Annotated in this window: 20 protein-coding genes; 8 read left to right on the plus strand and 12 right to left on the minus strand. The window is 36.5% G+C overall.

The features are described from left to right. Window positions 1–4 precede the first annotated feature (4 nt). The 3 genes from KO521_RS11045 to rsfS are packed head-to-tail and all read right to left on the minus strand — an operon-like array spanning window position 5 to window position 3,074. Complete coding sequence (locus tag KO521_RS11045; RefSeq protein WP_215939988.1) at window positions 5–619, minus strand: LUD domain-containing protein; 615 nt, start codon at window positions 617–619, stop codon at window positions 5–7. A gap of 58 nt (window positions 620–677) precedes the next feature. Further along, a complete protein-coding gene (gene ftsH / locus KO521_RS11050; protein WP_215939989.1) occupies window positions 678–2,681 on the minus strand; it encodes an ATP-dependent zinc metalloprotease FtsH in 2,004 nt (667 codons plus the stop codon). Window positions 2,682–2,690: 9 nt separating this feature from the next. After that, the gene (rsfS, locus tag KO521_RS11055) at window positions 2,691–3,074 is read right to left on the minus strand and encodes a ribosome silencing factor (protein ID WP_215939990.1); all 384 of its coding nucleotides are present in this window, start codon (window positions 3,072–3,074) and stop codon (window positions 2,691–2,693) included. Window positions 3,075–3,167: 93 nt separating this feature from the next. Here rsfS and KO521_RS11060 point away from each other — a divergent pair, with 93 nt between their 5' ends. Next, the gene (locus tag KO521_RS11060; protein WP_215939991.1) at window positions 3,168–3,899 is read left to right on the plus strand and encodes a biotin--[acetyl-CoA-carboxylase] ligase; all 732 of its coding nucleotides are present in this window, start codon (window positions 3,168–3,170) and stop codon (window positions 3,897–3,899) included. Here the strand turns inward: KO521_RS11060 and KO521_RS11065 are convergent, their stop codons facing one another. Continuing rightward, window positions 3,900–4,292 carry an SRPBCC family protein gene (locus KO521_RS11065; RefSeq protein ID WP_215939992.1) on the minus strand — a complete coding sequence of 131 codons (393 nt, stop codon included), beginning with the start codon at window positions 4,290–4,292 and terminating at the stop codon, window positions 3,900–3,902. A gap of 7 nt (window positions 4,293–4,299) precedes the next feature. Then, window positions 4,300–4,941 carry an orotate phosphoribosyltransferase gene (gene pyrE / locus KO521_RS11070; RefSeq protein ID WP_215939993.1) on the minus strand — a complete coding sequence of 214 codons (642 nt, stop codon included), beginning with the start codon at window positions 4,939–4,941 and terminating at the stop codon, window positions 4,300–4,302. A 7-nt stretch (window positions 4,942–4,948) separates the two neighbouring features. On the opposite strand from pyrE, the gene KO521_RS11075 reads away from it, so the two are divergent. Then, window positions 4,949–5,536 carry an NUDIX hydrolase gene (locus KO521_RS11075; RefSeq protein WP_215939994.1) on the plus strand — a complete coding sequence of 196 codons (588 nt, stop codon included), beginning with the start codon at window positions 4,949–4,951 and terminating at the stop codon, window positions 5,534–5,536. A gap of 7 nt (window positions 5,537–5,543) precedes the next feature. On the opposite strand, the gene KO521_RS11080 is transcribed toward KO521_RS11075, so the two are convergent. The 5 genes from KO521_RS11080 to KO521_RS11100 form a co-directional block, all read right to left on the minus strand. Further along, entirely contained in the window at window positions 5,544–7,319 is a 1,776-nt protein-coding gene (locus KO521_RS11080) for a M14 family metallopeptidase (RefSeq protein WP_252730029.1), read from the minus strand. 34 nt (window positions 7,320–7,353) lie between these two features. Further along, the gene (locus KO521_RS11085) at window positions 7,354–7,758 is read right to left on the minus strand and encodes a response regulator (RefSeq protein ID WP_215939995.1); all 405 of its coding nucleotides are present in this window, start codon (window positions 7,756–7,758) and stop codon (window positions 7,354–7,356) included. Next, window positions 7,745–9,592 (minus strand): PAS domain-containing sensor histidine kinase, encoded by a 1,848-nt coding sequence (locus KO521_RS11090; RefSeq protein WP_215939996.1) that lies wholly within the window; start codon window positions 9,590–9,592, stop codon window positions 7,745–7,747. Before KO521_RS11090 ends, KO521_RS11085 begins: the two co-directional genes overlap by 14 nt. A gap of 211 nt (window positions 9,593–9,803) precedes the next feature. After that, window positions 9,804–10,256 (minus strand): pantetheine-phosphate adenylyltransferase, encoded by a 453-nt coding sequence (coaD, locus tag KO521_RS11095; RefSeq protein WP_215939997.1) that lies wholly within the window; start codon window positions 10,254–10,256, stop codon window positions 9,804–9,806. A 35-nt stretch (window positions 10,257–10,291) separates the two neighbouring features. Next, entirely contained in the window at window positions 10,292–11,275 is a 984-nt protein-coding gene (locus KO521_RS11100) for a D-alanine--D-alanine ligase (protein WP_215939998.1), read from the minus strand. 94 nt (window positions 11,276–11,369) lie between these two features. Here KO521_RS11100 and KO521_RS11105 point away from each other — a divergent pair, with 94 nt between their 5' ends. From KO521_RS11105 to yaaA, 3 genes are all read left to right on the plus strand, one after another. Further along, on the plus strand, window positions 11,370–11,957 hold the full coding sequence (locus KO521_RS11105; RefSeq protein WP_215939999.1) for a PASTA domain-containing protein: 588 nt from the start codon (window positions 11,370–11,372) through the stop codon (window positions 11,955–11,957). Between the two features lie 3 nt (window positions 11,958–11,960). Continuing rightward, window positions 11,961–12,986 carry an RluA family pseudouridine synthase gene (locus KO521_RS11110; RefSeq protein ID WP_215940000.1) on the plus strand — a complete coding sequence of 342 codons (1,026 nt, stop codon included), beginning with the start codon at window positions 11,961–11,963 and terminating at the stop codon, window positions 12,984–12,986. 107 nt (window positions 12,987–13,093) lie between these two features. Further along, entirely contained in the window at window positions 13,094–13,855 is a 762-nt protein-coding gene (gene yaaA / locus KO521_RS11115) for a peroxide stress protein YaaA (RefSeq protein WP_215940001.1), read from the plus strand. Window positions 13,856–13,859: 4 nt separating this feature from the next. On the opposite strand, the gene KO521_RS11120 is transcribed toward yaaA, so the two are convergent. Continuing rightward, window positions 13,860–13,988, minus strand: a complete 129-nt coding sequence (locus KO521_RS11120; protein WP_215940002.1) for a 30S ribosomal protein THX — start codon at window positions 13,986–13,988, stop codon at window positions 13,860–13,862. A gap of 191 nt (window positions 13,989–14,179) precedes the next feature. Between KO521_RS11120 and KO521_RS11125 the strand changes: the two genes are divergently transcribed. From KO521_RS11125 to KO521_RS11135, 3 genes are all read left to right on the plus strand, one after another. Continuing rightward, window positions 14,180–17,632, plus strand: a complete 3,453-nt coding sequence (locus KO521_RS11125; RefSeq protein ID WP_215940003.1) for a pyruvate carboxylase — start codon at window positions 14,180–14,182, stop codon at window positions 17,630–17,632. A 14-nt stretch (window positions 17,633–17,646) separates the two neighbouring features. Next, entirely contained in the window at window positions 17,647–18,312 is a 666-nt protein-coding gene (locus KO521_RS11130; protein ID WP_215940004.1) for a uracil-DNA glycosylase family protein, read from the plus strand. A gap of 406 nt (window positions 18,313–18,718) precedes the next feature. Then, complete coding sequence (locus KO521_RS11135; protein WP_215940005.1) at window positions 18,719–21,265, plus strand: phosphoenolpyruvate carboxylase; 2,547 nt, start codon at window positions 18,719–18,721, stop codon at window positions 21,263–21,265. Between the two features lie 62 nt (window positions 21,266–21,327). On the opposite strand, the gene KO521_RS11140 is transcribed toward KO521_RS11135, so the two are convergent. After that, on the minus strand, window positions 21,328–22,299 hold the full coding sequence (locus KO521_RS11140) for a carboxypeptidase-like regulatory domain-containing protein (RefSeq protein ID WP_215940006.1): 972 nt from the start codon (window positions 22,297–22,299) through the stop codon (window positions 21,328–21,330). Window positions 22,300–22,319: the final 20 nt, after the last annotated feature.

Here is a 22,319-nt window from a genome sequence, read left to right on the forward strand (position 1 = left end):
GTTATTATAGGTCTTCCAAAAGTAAAAGATACAGATTTTTAGAGCTGCTCCCGTACGTTAGGAAATCGTTTGAATTTCCTTCATTGGCTTGAAAATGCTTTAATGTAGTAATGTTCGCAGGGATATTGTGGCCGTATTTCTTTTTAATCGTTTTTAAACCTTCACCTATGGACTCAACCAATTGGCTAGTGGTAGCAAATACGATTACATTATAAGGAAGTTCGTTCAGTTTCTTGTCCATAAGCTGGTTCGAACAAACTAATATAGAGCCATTTTGAGCAATTAGATGCTCGCAAGTTGTAAAAAAAACTTCACTATCTCTACTTCTGTCAGTAAAGCTAATATTCTCCTTAGAGAACTTCTCTTTAAGTTTTTGATTTATAACATAAAAGGGATGTTCTTGCCAACTGTTCTCATTAACGATGTTTTTTACCGCTTGAGAAATTTCCGAAAATGAATCGCAGTAAAGAAATTTACCGCCATTTTGTTTAAAATGTATGGTAAATTTCTCATCTACAGGAATGTTCAGGTCGGGCATATGCGCACCTCTGGTTTCCGCTGTTTCTTTGGAAACCTTCTTTTGCTTACCGCCGCCGAATAATTTGTCAAATAGCCCCATTTGCTCTTATAAAACTCAATATGCGTTCTCCTCTAGTTAAAGAAAACGTTAAATGTTGTTATTTATTTTCTTCACCTTCTTCAGCTAACTTATCCTCGGCGGATAATGTATCATCAGCAATTTTTTCCTGACCTTTTAAATCAAACTCTTCACCGAAAGATCTTTTACCGAAAATTTTCTCTAAATCTTCTTTGAAGATGACTTCTTTTTCCAATAACCTTTCAGCCAGAACTGTTAGTTTATCTTTATTATCGGTCAATACCTGAATAGCTCTTTGGTATTGCTCCTCGATAATTTTAGATATTTCCTTATCGATTTTACGAGCAGTGTCTTCGCTGTAAGGTTTAGAGAAACCGTATGAATCTTGTCCTGAGGAATCGTAATAGGTTATGTTACCGATCTCATCATTAAGACCATAAATGGTAACCATTGCCCTGGCTTGTTTGGTTACTTTTTCCAAGTCACTTAACGCCCCGGTAGATATTTTGTTAAAAATAACTTTTTCAGCAGCTCTGCCGCCCATGGTAGCACACATTTCATCTAACATCTGCTCCGGACGAACAATAAGGCGTTCTTCTGGTAAGTACCATGCGGCACCTAAGGATTGGCCCCTTGGAACAATAGTAACCTTCACCAACGGTGCAGCGTGCTCAAGCATCCAGCTTGTAGTGGCATGACCGGCCTCGTGGTAAGCGATAGTTTCCTTTTCGCCAGGGGTTATAATTTTGTTCTTTTTCTCTAATCCGCCAACAATTCTGTCCACAGCGTCTAAGAAATCTTGTTTGGATACAGCTTTCTTCTCTTTTCTAGCGGCTATCAATGCAGCTTCATTACAAACATTGGCTATATCTGCACCAGAAAATCCTGGTGTTTGTCTTGCTAAAAACTCTAGATCCAAAGCTTCAGATGTTTTAATGGGTCTTAAGTGAACCTCAAAAATTTCTTTTCTTTCTCTAATGTCCGGCAGGTCTACGTATATCTGTCTGTCAAAACGACCCGCACGCATCAAAGCTTTATCCAATACATCTGCGCGGTTGGTAGCAGCCAGTACAATAACGTTAGTGTTTGTTCCAAAACCATCCATCTCCGTCAATAATTGGTTTAGCGTGTTTTCTCGTTCATCATTAGAACCGGTAAAGTTATTTTTACCCCGAGCACGACCAATAGCATCAATTTCATCTATAAATATAATGGCAGGTGATTTATCTTTTGCTTGTTTAAATAGGTCACGTACTCTAGATGCACCAACACCCACAAACATTTCAACGAAATCAGACCCAGACAGTGAGAAGAAAGGCACTTTAGCTTCTCCTGCAACAGCTTTGGCCAAAAGTGTCTTACCTGTTCCCGGAGGGCCTACTAGAAGCGCTCCTTTTGGTATTTTCCCGCCTAAAGAAGTGTACTTGTCCGGGTTTCTGAGGAATTCTACAATTTCCTCTACTTCTTCTTTTGCACCTTCAAGACCGGCAACATCCTTAAATGAGGTTCTGGTATCTGTCTTTTCATCAAAAAGCTTTGCTTTAGATTTGCCTATATTAAAGATTTGACCACCAGCGCCACCGCCGCCGCCGCCAGACATTCTTCTCATCAGATAAATCCATATACCAATAATCAATACAAATGGTAATATGCCTAATAGAAGGTCCATTAGATAGTTATTGTCGGTATCGTAATCAACAATAGTATCTAAATTGTTCTCTTTTTTTATGTTCTTTATTTCATTCTCAAAGTTCTGTAAATCCCCATAATCCAATACATATTGGGGAACAGCACCAGTTGCAGGAAGAAATGGCTTTTCAGCTACATCCTTATGAACGTCTTTGGCCATAGCTTCTTCCGTAAGGAAAACTTTTGCCTGGCGTGTATTGGTAATGATCATTATTTCCTTGACATCACCGTTTCTAAGGTATTCTTGCAACTCAGAAGTTGTTGTCTTTCTGGTGCTGGCTAAATTGCCACTGCCTATAAATTGAAAACCAATTAAAAGTATTGCGATCAATCCATATATCCACCATGAGCTGAACTTCGGTTTTTTTGTATTCGTATTGTTATCTTTAGCCATTATATTTTTTTACTGATTCAAACTACTGCTACTCTCTATTTTGGTTACTTTGGCATCTCCCCAAAGTCCTTCAATATCATAATATTCTCGAATTTGTTTTTGGAAAACATGCACTACAACATTGACGTAATCCATTAACACCCATTCGGCATTATCTTCACCTTCTACATGCCAAGGTTTATCTTGTATGGATTTACTAACGATTTTACGAATCGACCCTACTATTGCGTTTACGTGCGTATTTGAAGTACCATTACTAATTATAAAGTAGTCGCAAACGGTGTTTTCTATATCTCTGAGATCAAGTAAATGTATATCTTGACCTTTAACTTCTTCTATCCCCTGTAATATCAATGCAATTAGTTCATCTGCACTGGCTTTGCTTTTTTGCATTCAAAAATTTTAGTTTGTACAAAGTTATTATTTTTTTGTTCTTTTAGAGCTAGTTTTTTATAATAGATACAATATATTCTAAAAGAACTTAGCATGAACATAATCAAACTTGATGCCACGGACTCTACAAACGCATATTTTAAGCGTTTGTTGTCTGATGGTTTAGGGGCTGATTTTACTGTGGTGACGGCAAAAGAACAACGTAGTGGAAAAGGGCAAATGGGCGCTAAGTGGGAGTCTGATTCTGGTAAAAACCTTACTTTTAGTGTGTTAAGGAAGGGTTTGAATTTAAGTGTGAATGATTATTTTGTATTGAATATTTGTGTCTCTTTAGCCGTGTACAAAACTTTAAAGGCGCATCACGTGCCAGATTTAAGTATTAAATGGCCCAACGACATTCTGTCAGGTACTTCAAAAATTTGTGGTATTCTCATTGAAAATATTCTTTCTGGAAATTTAATAAATACCGGTATTATAGGAATTGGCCTTAATGTTAACCAAACCTTTTTTGGCGAGCTTGAAAATGCATCCTCCTTAAAACTGATATTGGGCAAGAATTTCAACCTGGACGAGTTACTGTTGGAACTGATAGAAAACTTGAAATCAGCTTTCTTAGATTCACATTCCAGAAGCACTGAAAGTCTTTGGCAAACTTACGAAAAGGTTCTTTTTAGAAAAGACAAACCTTCTACTTTTGAGAATAAAGAAAATGAACTGTTTATGGGTTTTATTCGCGGAGTTTCACCTACAGGAAAACTACAAATAGTTCTGGAGGACAACGTAATCAAGGAATTTGATATTAAAGAGGTAAAGCTCCTTTACTAATTAAATTTTCGTTAAGTTTTCAGATAAAGTACCCATGAAATTTGTTATTGGATGTTTGATCATCATGGCCATCATAGCATTGAACTGACCTTCAAAACTTAACGAAACTTTGCTTTCTGTATCACTTACTGCAATGATATCTGCAGTTAGGGTAAAAGGTAGTTTGTCACTTGCTGCACCCAGAACAATCTGACTATTTGGTGTTTGCGTTTGACGTTGCAATACAATTTGTGGCATTCCTTTTAACGCAAAAAGAAAACGATCTTCATTGATGACCTCAAATTTATCGATATTCTCCGGCATTAATTTTTCGAAATTCTTTAAATCGGTTAGGAAATCAAAAACCTCCTTATCTCCTTTGGCTATATTCTTTTGGGGTGTTTCTATGTGCATATCAATATTATTGTTCCCATTTAGATGGATTTTTTCTCCATTCTAACAAGGTATTTAACTGGTCTTCTTTAATAAAATGAGTTTCTGAAGCTTGCTCTATCAAATGGTCGTAATCACTGAGTGTATTTAAAGAGACATTTCTTTCTTCAAAATTAGTTTGGGCAACATCAAAACCATAGGTAAAAATAGCCAACATGCCTTTAACGTTGGCTCCGGATTCTTTTAGAGCATCTACAGCGTTTAAACTGCTTTTTCCCGTACTGATCAAATCTTCAATAACCACAACGGTTTGGTTGGGTTCTAACTGTCCTTCAATCTGATTTTTACGCCCATGTGCTTTAGGTTCAGGGCGTACGTAAATGAACGGAAGTCCTAAAAAATCTGCTACTAAAGCACCGATTCCTATAGCACCTGTAGCTACTCCGGCAATTATATCCGGTTTGCCATAAAGCGTTTCTACCTGCTTTGCCATTTCTTCTCTTATGAAGTTTCTTATGACAGGGTAGGAGAGTATTATTCTATTATCACAATAGATTGGAGATTTCCATCCGGAAGCCCATGAGAAAGGATTTTCCGGTTTCAACTTAATTGCATTAATTTGCAATAGAAGTTCGGCCGTTTTCTTGGCGGTATTTTTGTCTAAAACCATGACGCAAATGTATAAAGTTTTTGTGAACGAATTGCCTTTGATCTTAACAAATAAGCTCTCGGAAACTGGTGGCGGTGAATATTTTTTGTTGAACGAGGCTTCTATTCAGGAAGCTATAAAGGCGTTGAGGAAGAAAAAATTGACCGAAGCCTACATCTATCACCCAAATCACGAGGATATTCTTAAGAAATTCACACATAGAATTCCGCTTGTAGTTGCTGCTGGTGGCGTGGTTACAAATGACCTGGGAGAAGTGTTGTTTATTTACAGAAACGATAAATGGGATTTACCAAAAGGGAAATTGGATAAGGGCGAATCTATTGAGGCTTGCGCCGTAAGGGAAGTGATGGAGGAGACCGGTGTAAAAGATTTACGGATAGAGAATTTCTTAAAAACAACCTATCATATATTTAGCAATAATGGGGTGTTTACCTTAAAAGAGGTACACTGGTATGCCATGAGAACCAGTTACACAGGTAAACTAAAGCCAGAAAAAAAAGAGGGTATTATGAAGGTGAAGTGGAAAGGGCCCAAGAAAATTCAAGAAGCGCTGCAAAACTCTTACAATAATATTAAAATTCTTTTTGGTGCGTAGGTAGGTATTAATCTTTCTTGATTCTATACACCGGATATTGCATATGGGCCGCCTCATAATGATTGGAATGCTTAAAGAGATAATCTAGTTGGGCGTACCAATTACTGTTAAAAATAGAATCCGTAGTTTTTTTGGCTAGAAAACTGTCTTTCAATACCTGATTTTCCTTTAGTAGTTGTGTTGCCTCATCTTCAAAAACATACGGAGAAAATCCTTCTTTTTGTTGCAATATGGAGTCGAAAAAATTCCAGTTAGAAAAAGAATCCTTAGTTTCTGGTTCCAAAGCTTCCATGATATACCGTATTCCTTTTTGATCTGTAGGAATTAAAATATCACCTTGTTGGAATCTTATTTTTTCTGTTGATTGAGAAACTGTAGTATTATAGTGAGGATAATGCCCTTCGTACGGGTAGTTTAATGTCTTGTAATGGTCTATTTTATACGTCTCAACACTAATTATAGTATCTTTTTGTATTGTACTATACTTAATTTGATTTAGCTCCAATAGTGAAAGAACTCTGCGCCATCCTTTTCTAATTACATATGCTTTGGGAACTGTTACGGAATCAATAGGCTTATAAAAATTCTGATATTCGACTTTTTTAGTAAAAGGCCGGTTTCTATCATATTTAAGTCGTGTAAATCCTGTAATCTCGCTCGTAAGCGTATCTCCCTCATATCCCTTAAAATCCAATATTGTTGTTTTGGTGGTGTCTATTTCCCATTTAGTGGGGTAGTGGGTCCAATCCTTATGTCTATATTTTGCCTCGGTTCTTAACCGTTTTATTTCTTTATAATCCGTCTCTGCCAAGGCAATCATTTTTGTCATAAGCTCGTACGTGCCTTCTACTCTCTGTTTGTAGGGTTTTAGCATGTGGGTTTCTACCATCATACCTAAGGTATTCCACAATGTGGTGTAGCCTGTGGAATATCTAGGGTAATCCATAAACTGAGAAAATCCCTTTTCAGGTACTTGGTTAAAGACGTTTACGTAAGGTGTAATATCCCAATTTGCGTCCTGTAGCGATTTCTCTAATGCGGGCATCATTTTAGTATTTACATAATCGCCTAATTCCCCACCCAATTTATTGTGTTGTGTAAACAGGTGTGTTAGTGTATATTGATAGTCCGCTCCGTTGCTTACATGATTGTCAATAAAAATATCAGGATTGACCATATGGAAGATTTCAAAAAAGGTACGGGCATTTTTTGTGTCTGCCTTTATGAAATCCCTATTAAGGTCATAATTTAAAGCATTTCCTCTAAAGCCGTATGATTTTGGTCCGTTTTGGTTGGCACGGGTAGTACTGTTTCTGTTTAATGCACCTCCTATATTGTAAATAGGTATGGTAACCAACACGGTGTTTTTGGGTGTTTTTAATTTGCCGGTAGCTAGATTCCTATATAACATCATAGTGGCGTCAATACCATCGCTTTCGCCAGGGTGAATGCCGTTATTTACAAATAGAATAGTCTTTTTGTCGTTTATTTTTTGAAAGTTGAAATCGCCATCTGGATTATAAGTAATGATATGAAGAGGGTATCCACTATCTGTTTCGCCAATGGTTTGCATATTAATTTCAGGAAACTCTTTGGCTAGGTGAATGTAGAAATCTATAGTTTCTAGATAGGTAGCTGTTTCAGTACCGTTACTAAGTTCAAAATGTGTTTTGTAATCTGCGGTTTTGTCCTCCTGTTCTGTTTCGCATGAATAACAGATAAGCACGACTATAAAAAAAATAGTGAGTAGAAAGGGAGTAGTTCTGATTGATATTCGTCGCATATATCAAAAATAAGCAAAAACAGATAAGCTTTTACTATGCAATTTTGGTAATCTCGGCAACGTGTTCTTTACGGATAGGTTTGTTATTATAAGTAATGGTATGTTCTGTTTTTTTCTTGAAATTTTCCCAGTTCTGTAAGTCAAAAGTGTCTATGGAAGAGGTGATGATGTTAACCCTTACTTTATTCATTAAATCTAAAGTGATAAACTCATCTAGGAATTGCCATCCATCCATAATGGGCATGTTTATATCAAGGAAAATGACTTGAGGAGCTTTTTTGTTTTCTTCTATTCGCTTCTTTATACCCTCAATTGCCAATTTACCATTACGGTATACTGCAATATCATCACAATCAACCACGAGACTTAACATTTTTTGAATGCCAAATACCGTAATCGGATCATCATCAATAATACAAATACTCTCAATTTTGTTCATTAAAATATATTTTGAAAGTAGTACCTAGGCCTACCTCACTGGCAACTGTAACCTTACCGTTCATTGCCTCTATTTGGTTTTTTGTAATGTAAAGACCAATACCTCTAGAATCACTATGGTCATGAAAGGTCTTGTACATGCCAAATAATTTTTCGCCATATTTCTTTAAATCAATACCTAACCCATTGTCTTCAATAGAAAGAACTATGAATCCGTTTTCACTTGTTGCACTAAGATTAATTATGGGCTGTCTGTCTGGATGTCTATACTTTACAGCATTGGTAATGAAGTTCATTAAAATACTATCAATGTAGGATGGAATAACCTTTACTGTTGTATGCTCGGATATGGAATTAACTATTTTAGCGTTATTATTGACCAAGAATTCCTTTAGATTTCGTTTTACCGAAACTATGCGTTGATTTAATCTAATAGGCTTTCTTTCTAAATTTACGTTAGAATTAATCGCTACTACCTCATTGAGATTTTCTAAAGTTTCTAGTAAGTTATCAGATGCTTGGGTTAGCATTTTTACAATCTGTATCTTTTCTTCTTCGTTCTTTTCATTGGTTAAAAAGTCCAATAACATTGAGAAATTGGCAGTATGGGAACGTAAATTATGGGAGACAATATGAGCAAAGTTTACCAGTTTCTTATTTTGTTGAGAGGTAACATTTATAAGATCACGTAATTCTTGTTCTTTTTGTTTTAGGTCTGAAATATCCATGCTTATGCCTACCAAACCTTGGGCCTTGCCATTATTTCCTGTTAACGGTATTTTGGAAGTAAGAAAGGTAGCTTGCCTGCCGTCTTTGGTAATGTTAATGGTTTCTTTGCCCAGCATAGGAATTAGGGTTTCCATTACATGCAGGTCTTCCGCCCTGGAAATTGATGCAATCTCCTCATGGAAAAGGTCAAAATCACTTTTGCCCAATAAGTCATCTGGACTATCTACTCCCATATAGTCACATTCAGATTTATTCACTAAAATTTTTCTGGACTCTGTATCCTTTATAAAAACGTTTAAAGGCAAATTGTCAATAAGAGTGCGTAATAAGAGCTCGTTTTCTTTGGTCTTATTCTCTGTTTGGACTTGCTTTTCTATATTTTGTAAAATTCCTTTAACACCAACTATTTTGCCGTCTAGGTAGGTGGGCATCCCAGCTACTTGTACCCAAACCTCTTCACCTTTAGCAGTTGTAAACTGTAATTTTTCATCCCACGTTTTACCTTTTGACATGGTCTCGTGCACTTGCATGGATATGGTATTCCTGCTATAACCATCCTTGTAAGAAGCGATTGCGTTATCAAATGAGAATTCATAATCTTTTGAAACTCCATATATTTCTCTTACCACATCGCAACAAACGAGCTTATCGTTAATCATATCGTAGTCCCAAACTCCGATTTTACTAATCATGCACATGGCGTCTAATAGAGATTGGAGTTGATCTGTCTCTTCATCTTTTAGTTTCTTTTCTGTAATGTCTTCAAAGTGAATAATGAGACCAATGGTTTCATTCGTTTCATTTTGCCATGCGGCACAGGTCCACTTATACCATTTAGAGCCAGACGCGCTATTTAAGCTGTAATTTATATTGCCTTCATGAGTTTCATCTGAAAGATAGTTGTAGAGTTTTTTCTCCCAGTCTTCACTTATTGTCGTGAAAAGTTCATTTATGGGTTTTCCAAAAGTCTTGTTGGTATCAAAGGAAAAGTCAGAGAAAAACTTGTCGGACGCATAAATAACCTCGAACTTTTTGTTCGTGAAGACAGTGGCCGTAGGCAGCTGTTTTACAAGGGGGTTATTCAATGTGGTTTTTGTTCCGTTCAAGGTTTGTTGTAATTTCTGACTAAAGTAACCGCATTTAAGGTTATATCTAAACCTTTGTTGTGAATAGCATCAAACACGTTGTGTTGCTCGGTTTAAAGGATGTTTGGTAAAGCAAAATAACAATTTTTGTTGTATTTACTTACAAATTACAAATTAAATTTAACATTTGCATCTATAAAATATGATATTCGCAGATTAGAGGTTACATGCGTTATGTACGCACAGTATCGGGCACAAGGCTGGTGTAGTCGCCACCATTTCGAATTACATCTCGTACAATTGATGAGCTTATGTAGGATTTTCCTGAAGATGTGAGTAAAAATACGGTTTCTATCTCAGATAATTTTCTATTGGTATGAGCTATGGCTTTCTCAAATTCAAAATCACCAGGATTGCGTAGTCCTCTCAAAATAAAATCGGCATCAACCTTCTTGCAGAAATCAACTGTAAGACCTTCATATGTAAGAACTTTTATTTTTGGTTCGTGCCTAAAAGCTTCAACAATGAAATTCATGCGCTGCTCTAACGAAAACATATATTTTTTATCGGCATTTACTCCAATAGCAATAATAATCTCGTCAAAAAGGGTGATACCTCTTTGGATAATATCAAAATGACCTAAAGTAAGTGGGTCAAATGAACCTGGGAAAATAGCACGTCTCATATATTTTGGAGTTGGTTATTCCGTATCTTATAAAGTTACCTTTTTTTGGCTAAAGCTTCATCTACAGCGCTTGTAAATAATTCTTCAAGCGAAATACCAGCTTTTTCTGCTTGTTGTGGTAATATACTCTCCGTAGTAAGTCCTGGGGTAGTATTCATCTCTAGCATATATGGTTCATCACCTATAAATATAAATTCGCTCCTAGAGTACCCTTTCATCTTTAAAACCTCATAAGCACGTTTGGCAAGTTCTTCAACCTTCTGTTGCTGTATTTTTGAAATATGAGCAGGAGTAATTTCCTGTGATTTTCCTTCGTACTTCGCTTCATAGTCAAAAAAGTCATTTTCTGTAACTATTTCGGTAATTGGTAAAACCTTGGTTTCTCCTTTATAGGTTATAACCCCAACGGAAACCTCCGTACCATCTAAAAAAGACTCTATAATAATCTCATCATCTTCTTTATAAGCATTATCAATAGCGCTTTTAAGATGTTCTTTTTCATGTACTTTAGAAATACCAAAACTACTTCCGGCCTTATTTGCTTTTACAAAACATGGTAAACCAACTTTTTCTATGATGGCCTCTTCATTTATTTCATCACCAAGATTTAAATAATAAGAAGGGGCTGAGTTAATGCCATAAGGCTTTAAAACACTTAAAAGGTCTCTCTTATTAAAGGTGAGAGCAGATTGGTAATAGTCACAAGATGTTTGTGGAATACCAATAAGCTCAAAATAAGCTTGCATAAGGCCGTCCTCCCCGGGCGAGCCGTGAATAGCGTTAAAAACACAATCAAAGTTTAGTGTTTCGTTATTTAGACTCACCGTAAAATTGTTCTTATTAACAGGATGTTCCTTTTCGTTCTCATCTACAAAAACCCATTTGTTCTCAAAAATATGAATAGGGTAGGTGTTGAACTTTTCTTTGTTAATGTAATTATGTACTACATTTCCACTTTTTAGCGATATTTTGTATTCGCTGCTGTAACCACCCATTATAATGGCAATATTCTTCTTCATACGACCGTTTAAAATTTACTGTAAAAAACGAAACCGAAATTAAACAAAAAAAGCAACACGAGTTCACTATATTTGTTGCGTTAAAAGGAACCCGATGCGTAATTTTTTCAATTTTTTAAAAAGTAAGGTATTTTTCATTCAAATAGGTCTAGCCATATTGGTTTTGATTTTATTCGTGTTTTTTGCGTTACGTTGGTTAGGTTCAACCACAAATCATGGTGAGTTCGTTGAGGTTCCTGATTTTTCAAAAATGTCCGTACCGGATATGCGCAAGTCTGTAGAAGAGGCTAAGCTAAGATATGAGGTATTGGATTCTGCTAACTTCAACCCGGATTATCCTAGGTTTTCTATTATTGAGCAAAATCCTCCGGCAGGAAATAAGGTAAAAGAGAACCGTAAAATTTATTTTACCGTAAATCCGTCTGGGTACAAAAAAGTTTCTATTCCTAATATTATACAAGTTACGCAGCGTAATGCACAATCTATGCTTCGCGCCGTTGGTCTAGATGTACAACGTGTTACTTATATTGATCAATTGGGTAAGGACATGGTGTATTATATTAAGTATAAGGGCAAGCAGATCAAACCTGGTGACAAACTACCTAAAACTTCTAAAATAGAGTTGGTTTGTGGCAACGGTAAGATTACCGAGCAAGCAAGGGTTCAAGCAGATTCAGAATAATACATGCAAACACCAGAAAATCAAGAGCTGAACGATGATGAGCTTTTTGAGCACCATCGTGTCATAGCTTCTAAGGGACAAGAACCATTAAGAGTAGATAAATTCTTAATGAACTTCATTGAATATGCCACCCGTAATAAAATTCAACAATCTGCAAAAAGTGGTCATATTTGGGTTAACGGCGTTATTGTAAAGCAAAACTATAAAGTAAAACCGGGAGATGAGGTAAAGGTGTTGTTTGAACATCCGCCTCACGAATTTCTTTTGGTGCCAGAAGATATTCCTATTGATGTTGTTTATGAAGATGATGTGCTTTTAGTAGTGAATAAACCAGCAGGCATGGTTGTGCATCCAGGTCACGGTAATTATTCTGGGACCCTCATAAATGCACTTTTATATCATGTAAAAGATTTGCCAAACAATAGTAGTGAGCGTCCAGGTCTTGTGCATCGAATTGATAAAGATACTTCAGGGCTTTTGGTAGTGGCTAAGACAGAAGCGGCTATGACTCATTTGTCAAAGCAATTTTTTGATAAAACTTCAGAACGCGAATACGTGGCCTTGGTCTGGGGTAATGTTCAAGATGATGAAGGAACTGTAGAAGGCAATATTGCCAGAAATCCAAAAAACCGTCTTCAAATGCAGGTGTTTCCTGATGGGGATGATGGTAAAGAAGCTGTTACCCATTACTCTGTAATAGAGCGTTTAGGTTATGTAACCATGGTGTCTTGTAAGTTGGAAACAGGGCGTACACACCAGATACGGGTGCATATGAAATATATTGGACATACACTTTTTAACGATGAGCGTTATGGAGGCGACAAAATTTTAAAAGGAACTACATTTACGAAATACAAGCAGTTTGTAGATAATGCGTTTAAGATTTTACCTCGCCAAGCATTGCACGCAAAAACGTTGGGATTTGTACACCCTGTAACAGGGGAAATGATGCGATTTGATTCTGAGATTCCACAAGATATGGTAGAGTGCATAGAAAAATGGAGACATTACTCGCAACATAGCAAATAAGCAATAAAAATCATTGATACCCATATCAATAAGTCTTTTCCTAAGCCATAGGTTATATTGATTATCATCAGTATTTTTACTCCAAGTTTTTGAAAACAGATACTACTATGAAGATTGTTATATCACCAGCAAAATCGTTAGATTTTGATAAGGAATATCCTAGATTTAAGGAAACACAGCCTCAATTTTTGGAAGAAGCTTTGAAGCTAAATAGGATTTTGGCTAAGAAAAAACCAAAAGAGCTATCTGAACTAATGGGAATTTCGGATAATTTGGCGCAGTTAAATTGGCAGAGAAATCAAGATTTTGAGGTACCTTTTACACTCAAGAATTCACGTCCTGCCATTTATGCTTTTAACGGAGATGTGTACCAAGGGTTGGATGCTTACACCATGCCTTCTCGTAAGGTAGAAAAGTTACAAGAATCACTGCGTATCCTTTCAGGTCTTTATGGTATTTTACGCCCTTTGGATTTAATGCAGCCCTATCGTTTGGAAATGGGCACACATTTAAAAGTGGGTAGGAAAAAGAATCTTTATGAGTTCTGGAAAAAGACCTTGACGGATGAGTTAAATTCAGAAATGAAAGATGATGAGCTTTTTATTAATCTTGCTAGCAATGAGTATTTTAGCGCAATAGATAAAAAGAATTTAAAGGTGCCAATAATTTCACCTGTCTTTAAAGACTGGAAGAATGATAAATTAAAAATTATCAGTTTCTACGCTAAAAAAGCCCGTGGTTCTATGGTACGCTATATTATAGATAAGGATGTACAAACACTAGAAGACCTAAAAGCCTTTAATTACGATGAGTATGAATATAGTGAGGCACATACGGTAAAAGAAAACGAGCCCGTTTTCATTAGATAATTACCTACTTCTTTTTTTTAAGACCTATTTTATCTTCTACGGTAGGGCGTTTCTTGATTTTTCTTGGACGCCTTGCCCCAAATGAGCGATTTGCTATTTTACCCCGTCTAGATTTTTTATCTCCTCTTCCCATATCATTGCTTCTTTGTTTTAAGATAAGGTATTTGAATGAAAATTTCTAATTAAGTGTTTAAAAATCACTTGTACTACTTCAAAAACAATACAAAATTCATTTAATTAATAAGGATATCATATTGCTATACTAAGTCAAAAAAGTTAAGTTTGTTTGAATCGGTTTAAAAAACGAATTTAAACAACACATAAATGAAGATAGAAAAGGTTTTAGTAGCGAATAGAGGTGAAATTGCTATACGTATTTTTAGAGCCTGTGTTGAGATAGGAGTGCGTACTGTTGGTATTTATACTTACGAAGATCGTTATTCGCTACACCGTTATAAAGCAGATGAATCGTACCAAATTGGCGAGGACAACGAACCGCTAAAACCATACTTGGATATTGATGCTATTATAAAAGTGGCAAAGGAGAATAATGTAGATGCCATTCACCCTGGGTACGGATTTTTATCTGAAAATGCCCAGTTCGCTCAAAAATGTGAGGATAACGGTATTGTATTCGTAGGACCTAAGGTTTCTGTGTTGAAAGCCTTGGGCGATAAAATTACCGCTAAAGAAGTGGCGGTCGCAAATAACATTCCTATAATTCAAAGTAGTGACAAAGATTTAAATAATGTAAAAACGGCTATTTCCGAAGCGAATAGAATTGGCTATCCGTTAATGTTAAAAGCCGCTTCTGGCGGGGGTGGTCGTGGAATGCGCGTTATCAGAACCCAAGAAGAACTTGAAAAAGGCTTTCCTGAAGCAAAAAGGGAATCGTTGAATGCTTTTGGGGATGATACAGTTTTCTTGGAAAAGTTTGTAGAGAATCCAAAACATATAGAAGTACAGATTGTTGCCGATACCCATGGTAATATGGTTCACTTGTATGAACGAGATTGTTCGGTGCAGAGAAGGTATCAGAAGGTAATCGAATTTGCGCCTTCTTTTGGACTTCCTCAAAAGACTAAAGATAGTTTGTATGCGTATGCTATCGCCATATGTAAAGCAGTAAACTACAATAATATTGGTACTGTTGAGTTTCTTGTAGACGATGATGGAAGCATTTATTTCATTGAAGTAAACCCTCGTGTTCAGGTAGAACATACGGTTACCGAAATGATTACCAATATTGATTTGATAAAGGCACAGTTGTTCATTGCTGGGGGATACAAATTGTCTGATACCCAAATTAAAATACAGAATCAAGAGTCTGTTCAGGTGACCGGGATAGCACTACAGTGTCGCGTAACTACAGAGGACCCTTCAAATGATTTTAAACCAGATTATGGTGTTGTAACTACCTATAGGAGTGCCTCTGGCTTTGGTATTCGTTTAGATGCGGGCAGTATCTATCAAGGCGTGGTTATTTCTCCATTTTTTGATTCCATGTTGGTAAAGGTTTCCGCACATAGTCGTACATTGGATGGTTGTTGCAGAAAAATGAGGCGTGCTCTGGCGGAGTTCCGTATTCGTGGGGTGAATACCAATATGGCATTTTTGGATAATATCTTAAAACACGATACTTTTCGCGAAGGCAAGGTAACGGTAAACTTTATTAAAAATGAACCCAAACTCTTTGAGTTCGTAGAACCTAGGAACAGAGCCAATAAACTTATTACATTTATAGGGGAAACCATTGTTAATGGTAATCCTGACGTTAAAAATTACGATCCCAACCGTAAATTCACAAAACCTAAAGTGCCATCTTTTTCAAAGATGGAAAGTTACCCTAAAGGAACTAAGGATATATTGACCGAACTGGGCCCCGAGAAATTTGCCCAATGGTTAAAAGCAGAGAAAAAAGTGCATTTTACGGACACCACCATGCGTGATGCCCATCAAAGTTTACTGGCTACCCGGATGCGAACGGTAGATATGTTGAAGGTTGCAGAGGGGTATGCCAAGAACCATCCTGAAATATTTTCTATGGAAGTATGGGGTGGTGCCACTTTTGATGTTTGTTTGCGATTTTTACACGAAAACCCATGGGAACGTCTGGCGTTGTTGCGTAAAGCAATGCCCAATGTATTGTTGCAAATGCTTATCCGTGGATCCAACGGAGTTGGATATACCGCTTATCCCGACAACCTGATTGAGAAATTTGTAGAAGAATCCTGGAATACGGGTGTGGATGTTTTTAGGATTTTTGATTCCCTAAACTGGATGAAATCCCTGGCTCCATGTATTGAGCACGTTCGTAATCGAACTGGGGGTCTTGCAGAAGGTTCAATTTGTTATACAGGTGATATCCTAAACTCTTCTAAAACCAAATACGACCTCAAATACTACATTCAACTAGCGAAAGATATTGAGAATGCCGGAGCCCATATTCTGGGCGTAAAAGACATGGCGGGACTTTTAAAACCGAATGCTGCTTTTGAACTGATTTCAGCATTAAAGTCGGAGATAAATATTCCTATCCATTTGCATACACATGATACTTCTTCGGTGCAGACCGCTACCTATTTAAAAGCAGTTGAGGCTGGGGTGGATGTTGTAGATGTAGCTTTAGGGGGACTTTCAGGATTGACGTCACAACCTAATTTTAATTCGGCGTTAGAGATGCTTCGTTTTAATGAAAGGGAAAATCAAATGAATACGGACAAGTTAGCGGAGTATTCAGATTATTGGGAATCGGTCAGAAACTATTATTATACGTTTGAGTCCGGTCTAAAATCGGGAACGGGAGATGTGTATCACCATGAAATTCCCGGGGGTCAATATTCCAACTTAAAAGGGCAAGCCATTGCCTTAGGACTTGAAACCAAGTTTACGGAGGTGACCAAAATGTATGCTGAGGTCAACCAAATGTTTGGAGATATTGTAAAGGTTACGCCAAGCTCGAAGGTGGTTGGTGATATGGCGCAATATATGATAAGTAATAATCTGACAGTGGCCGATGTAATGGAAAGAGGTGAAGATATTTCTTTTCCAGAATCCGTAAAAAGCTTTTTTAGGGGAGATTTAGGACAACCGGTCGGAGGCTTTCCTAAGAAATTACAAAAGATTGTGCTAAAAGATGAAAAGCCTTATACGAATAGGCCCAACGCACATCTAGAATCTATAGATTTTGATAAGGAGTTTAAATCCTTCAAAAGAAAGTTCAAAAAAGGAATGGGAAGAAATCTTGAAATGACAGATTTCTTATCCTATAAACTGTACCCTAAGGTATTTACAGATGCTTATAACAATCACGTTAAATATGGCAACGTGGTGAACATACCAACCAAGAACTTCTTTTACGGAATGGATGTGGGCGAAGAAATTATGGTAGAGCTAGAAGGCGGGAAAAATGTTCTTATTTCGTTGATGATAAAAGGGGAGCCGGATGAAGTAGGAAACGTTAGTATATTCTTTAAAATCAACGGACAACTTAGGAATGTTTTAATTAAGGACACTTCTGTAAAAGTTGATAAACAAGAAAATGTTAAAGCAGATTCTACTGACCCAAAACAAATAGGTGCACCATTGCAAGGTTTACTCTCTAGTGTACTAGTAAAAGCCGGTCAAGAGGTAAAACGAAACCAACCTTTGTTCGTAATAGAAGCCATGAAAATGGAAACTACAGTAACGGCTACGGCAGAAGGGATAGTAGGAAAGATACAATTGCAAGGTGGTTCTTTGGTAAATTCAGAAGATTTGGTTCTTACCTTAAAATAGGGATACTTATATTTATGTTCTTACACACGCACCCGTATGAACCGTTTGTTTTTGAGGAGGCGGAAAAACTTATTGTTGGCACGCTTCCTCCTCCAAGGTTTACAACGGGAGAGCTAAAGGAAGACGATGTAGACTTTTGCTATGGCAGTAGAAATGGTATGCTCTGGCCCATACTGGATCGGATATTTGAGCTGGGATTAGTGTATGAAAACACCAATTTGGCCATTGAACAACGTAAGATTTTTTTATTATCCAATAAAATAGGGGTCTGCGATATAGTTGACAGTGCCGAACGTATTAAAGTAGATGCATCGGATTTGGGAATGAAAAATGTACGCTTAAGAGATTTATTATTTTATTTAGAGCAATATCCGAATATACAGACTGTACTTTTTATGGGTGGCGTTAGTAAAAACGGGCCGGAATATTTTTTTAGGCAACTTTTGAAATCTACAGGAATAAAATTGAAAACGATTTCTGACCAAGTGCCACGTGTGTACGAACTACAACTTCCTGAATCAAAACGTATCATACGAACCGTTTCTCTAACAGCGCCATCAGGAGCGGCAAATAGGGCGGTGGGCAGTTTGGACTCTTATAAACGGATGAAAGCTGCAGATGTCAATTTCAACACATTGGATTTTCGGGTTATGCAGTACCGCGATTTTTTTACTCGATAATCAAGATTAAATGATCTAAGGCTTGCCTCGAAATCCAAGTGTATTTCTTTTAATTCTTAATGGGCTTGCCTTGAGGTAGTTTACTTCCTAAGATATCTATCTTATTTCCCATTAAAAAAACACCAATGAAATAGTCATAAACTAAAAAGAGTCTCATCGGTTACGACAAGACTCTTTTACGAGAACACTATATGAAAATGAAAAATTTTGATTCGGTATTAATTACATGGTAAAGGTACTGCCTTGTTCTACTTCTGGGTAATTATTGTTGTCAAGGGTGTTGTTTTTGTGGTGTAGCACTGTATTTTTGTTATAAGACGTATTGGAGTGGTAATAGTCGTGGATTATTACCGATATTTACGAATCGAAATCGATATATAATTGTCTTTAAATTTTAATATAACCTATGCCGCATTCAGAAAGATTGGTTGAGTTTAAAACATCGGTCAACAATAAGTTTAATGTTTACAATAGTCTGTTCTTAAATTTGCCCTATCGGGATATTGAGAATGTGGGTATGCTTATTCCATTATTGTTGGATCAATGCCAAAAAGGCTTAAGTTCTGGTCTTAACCCTCAAGAAATTCTAGAAGGGTTTTTTCAGAATTACGTGGAAATAAAATCAGAGAAGGATCAAATCGATTTTATGTTCAAAATCATCCAATATGTAGAAAGACAGGTGGTTTTGTATGATAGTGTTGAGGATGCTGCTTTTCCTAAGCTACAGGAGCACACAAGTTCACTATCTATAAAGGATTACTTTCAGTTAGTTGATAAAAACAAAAGTTGGGACAAGGTATCCAAAAAGCTATCCACTTTTAGCGCACGTTTGGTACTTACTGCGCATCCTACCCAGTTCTATACCCCAGCGATATTAGATATAATTGAAAAATTACGTTCTCTTATATTAGAGGATAAGATAGATGATATTGATATTGCACTACAGCAATTAGGTCTTACCTCTTTGATTAACTCTAAAAAACCTACACCATTAGATGAGGCAAAGAATATTATTTATTTTCTGCGCCATGTATATTACAATGCGGTGGGTGATCTTTACTCTTATATTAAAGAGAATATCAACAAAGCAGATTTTGAGAATCATAATATCATGAAATTAGGCTTTTGGCCTGGAGGAGATCGTGATGGTAACCCTTTTGTAACTGCAGATATTACTAAAGATGTTTCAGATGAACTTCGTGTTACCTTAATGAAGTGCTACTACAATGATTTAAAAATCATTCAAGAGAAGTTAACCTTTAAAGATGTTCAAGAACCCTTGCAAAAGCTTAGAAGGAACTTGTATGCTGCTATGTTCGATTCTAAGAAAACAGTAGGATATGATGATATTTTACAACCACTACTGGATACAAAAGAGTTATTGGTCAATAAATATCATAGCCTTTATTTAAAGGATTTAGAAAAATTTATTGATAAGGTTAAAATTTTCAAGACCCATTTTGCTACGTTAGATGTTAGACAGGATCACAGCAAGCATTTGTTGGCAGTTGAAACTATTCTGAAAAAGAATAAGTTGATTAAGGAAGATATCAATGAGCTTTCGCAGGATGAACTGATTGATATTCTTATAAATAAAGATATAACAGTTAATGCAGCTGATTATTCTGAGGATATAATTAAGGATACCATAACTAATATAAAACAATTAAAAGGTATTCAGGATGCTAATGGTGAAGACGGTTGTAATCGTTATATTATTAGTAATTCTGAGGATATATTTTCAGTATTATTCGTTTTTGGATTGTTCAGATGGTGTGGTTGGAAGAAAGAAGAAATCAGTTTTGACATAGTGCCTTTATTCGAAACTATGATCGGAATGGATGGTGCAGAGAAAACTATGCAAACGCTGTTTGATCTACCTGAATACAATGCACATTTAGAAAGAAGAAATAAAAATCAGACCATTATGCTCGGTTTTTCCGATGGAACCAAGGATGGTGGTTATTTAAAAGCCAACTGGGCTATTTTCAAGACTAAGGAAACACTGTCAAAAGTCTGTGATAAAAATGGATTCAACGCTATTTTCTTTGACGGACGTGGTGGCCCACCGGCACGTGGTGGTGGTAAAACACATCGTTTTTATGCTGCACAGACTAAGACTGTTGCCAATCATGAAATTCAGTTAACCATCCAAGGACAAACCATTACAAGTACGTATGGTACCAGCGAGCAATTTATTCACAACAGTGAGCAATTATTGACTGCGGGACTTTCAAATAACCTTTTTGGTAAAGAGAATGTGATTTCTAAAGAGCATAGAAAACTAATAGAACAACTTTCTGAGTTGAGTTTTAGCAAATATGATGCGCTTAAGCAGCATGATAAGTTTATGCCGTACCTAGAAAACAGAAGTACTTTAAAATACTATCAAAAAGCAAATATTGGCAGTAGACCGGGTAAGAGAGGTAATAAGAAAAAGTTAGAGCTTTCTGATTTAAGAGCTATATCATTTGTAGGTTCATGGAGTCAGTTGAAACAAAATGTTCCTGGTTACTTTGGGTTGGGGACAGCTATTCAAACTATTAAGGATGAAGGCAGACTGTCAGAGCTTAAAAAACTGTATAAAGAAGTTCCTTTCTTTAAAGCTTTAATGAGCAATAGTATGATGTCTCTTTCTAAATGTTATTTTGAGCTTACGAGCTATATGCAGAAGGATGAAGAGTATGGTGCTTTTTGGAATATTCTTCATGAAGAATATCTATTGTCTAAGAAAATGTTACTTCTGATTTCAGGAAGTAAAATTTTGATGGAAAATGAAGCTATTTCTCGTGAGTCAATCAGAATACGTGAGAATATTGTTCTTCCGTTATTGGTTATTCAGCAGTTTGCATTGCAGAAAATAGGACAAGACAAAGGGTTTAAAGACGAGTATGAAAAAATCGTCACTCGCTCGCTCTACGGTAATATTAATGCCAGTAGAAACTCAGCATAAAAATGAAGCCCTTACTTTTAAAGTAAGGGCTTTTTTGTTTTAGGGTAAAGTGGATTTACTTTTCAATCCTCATAAACCTTAAACTCGGCACCCATACCGTAATTGCGATGTCCGGTTTGAAGTAATTTTGAGTTGGGATTATAGTTGCGGTCAAAAACTTGCCATTTTTTATCGTTAAAAAATATGCGGCGTACAAATGTCCTTTGATTGGCTTCACCTTTTACGAATGGTAATAATGGTCGGAATGAAGTAGATATTTTTTGAATACCTCGGGCAGTCTTTATTTCTCGGTATTTTTTGGTCTCAACTAGTTTTCCGTTAGTATTGGCATATCCTAAAACTTGGATAGAAACAAAAATGCCAGACTCGGGTATGAAAATAGATTTGGATAGTAAATCCAGCTCAAAAACCTTATCGGCTTTTTCATCCAAAGCAAAAACTACATTCTCGTAGGGAATACCGGCTCCTGGAGTTCCATTATTGTTTTCGTAGAATTGAGCTCTAAAAATAGTAGCGAATTTCCCTTTACCTTTAGATTTATATTCGGACTCTGCATTGACGGGGAGGTACAATTTAGAAATTTGCGATACGTTATTTTCATATCTATTAAAGAGTACGGCTACTTCACTCTCTACAGTAGGTAACCAACATGCAAAAATGTCCTTATGGGTTTGTGCCTTCTGTTTTCTGAATTTAAATTTTCCTTGTTTAGGAGCTGAAACTATGACTTCTCCAAGTTGTGAAACTTCAGGGACTAGAGAAACAATATTGGTTGCTGCATGAATCTCATTAGCTATAGTTACCATTTTTTCTCTATATCCAAGTGCGGAAATATAAAGTGTATCTATATCCGGATATTTCTTTTGAGAAAAAATGAAAAGGCCTTGTTCATCAGCAAAAGTGCCTAACCCATCGCCAAATGATATCGTGGCAAAAGAAATGGGGGAACTATCTTTAGTATCTATAATTTTGATTTCTTGCGCATTGCCGTAGCAGGCGGCGAGAAAGAAAAGAACAAATATGTATCGTTTCATGGCGTAAACAATTATGTACG

Source organism: Zobellia uliginosa, from assembly GCF_018860745.1.
GTDB lineage: Bacteria > Bacteroidota > Bacteroidia > Flavobacteriales > Flavobacteriaceae > Zobellia > Zobellia uliginosa_B.

What these genes read in the sequence shown, in the direction of transcription:
- KO521_RS11045 (WP_215939988.1), bottom strand. Translation starts at nt 619, where the DNA reads ATGGGGCTATTTGACAAATTATTCGGCGGCGGTAAGCAAAAGAAGGTT.
- ftsH (WP_215939989.1), bottom strand. Translation starts at nt 2,681, where the DNA reads ATGGCTAAAGATAACAATACGAATACAAAAAAACCGAAGTTCAGCTCA.
- rsfS (WP_215939990.1), bottom strand. Translation starts at nt 3,074, where the DNA reads ATGCAAAAAAGCAAAGCCAGTGCAGATGAACTAATTGCATTGATATTA.
- KO521_RS11060 (WP_215939991.1), top strand. Translation starts at nt 3,168, where the DNA reads ATGAACATAATCAAACTTGATGCCACGGACTCTACAAACGCATATTTT.
- KO521_RS11065 (WP_215939992.1), bottom strand. Translation starts at nt 4,292, where the DNA reads ATGCACATAGAAACACCCCAAAAGAATATAGCCAAAGGAGATAAGGAG.
- pyrE (WP_215939993.1), bottom strand. Translation starts at nt 4,941, where the DNA reads ATGGTTTTAGACAAAAATACCGCCAAGAAAACGGCCGAACTTCTATTG.
- KO521_RS11075 (WP_215939994.1), top strand. Translation starts at nt 4,949, where the DNA reads ATGTATAAAGTTTTTGTGAACGAATTGCCTTTGATCTTAACAAATAAG.
- KO521_RS11080 (WP_252730029.1), bottom strand. Translation starts at nt 7,319, where the DNA reads ATGCGACGAATATCAATCAGAACTACTCCCTTTCTACTCACTATTTTT.
- KO521_RS11085 (WP_215939995.1), bottom strand. Translation starts at nt 7,758, where the DNA reads ATGAACAAAATTGAGAGTATTTGTATTATTGATGATGATCCGATTACG.
- coaD (WP_215939997.1), bottom strand. Translation starts at nt 10,256, where the DNA reads ATGAGACGTGCTATTTTCCCAGGTTCATTTGACCCACTTACTTTAGGT.
- KO521_RS11100 (WP_215939998.1), bottom strand. Translation starts at nt 11,275, where the DNA reads ATGAAGAAGAATATTGCCATTATAATGGGTGGTTACAGCAGCGAATAC.
- KO521_RS11105 (WP_215939999.1), top strand. Translation starts at nt 11,370, where the DNA reads ATGCGTAATTTTTTCAATTTTTTAAAAAGTAAGGTATTTTTCATTCAA.
- KO521_RS11110 (WP_215940000.1), top strand. Translation starts at nt 11,961, where the DNA reads ATGCAAACACCAGAAAATCAAGAGCTGAACGATGATGAGCTTTTTGAG.
- yaaA (WP_215940001.1), top strand. Translation starts at nt 13,094, where the DNA reads ATGAAGATTGTTATATCACCAGCAAAATCGTTAGATTTTGATAAGGAA.
- KO521_RS11120 (WP_215940002.1), bottom strand. Translation starts at nt 13,988, where the DNA reads ATGGGAAGAGGAGATAAAAAATCTAGACGGGGTAAAATAGCAAATCGC.
- KO521_RS11125 (WP_215940003.1), top strand. Translation starts at nt 14,180, where the DNA reads ATGAAGATAGAAAAGGTTTTAGTAGCGAATAGAGGTGAAATTGCTATA.
- KO521_RS11130 (WP_215940004.1), top strand. Translation starts at nt 17,647, where the DNA reads ATGTTCTTACACACGCACCCGTATGAACCGTTTGTTTTTGAGGAGGCG.
- KO521_RS11135 (WP_215940005.1), top strand. Translation starts at nt 18,719, where the DNA reads ATGCCGCATTCAGAAAGATTGGTTGAGTTTAAAACATCGGTCAACAAT.
- KO521_RS11140 (WP_215940006.1), bottom strand. Translation starts at nt 22,299, where the DNA reads ATGAAACGATACATATTTGTTCTTTTCTTTCTCGCCGCCTGCTACGGC.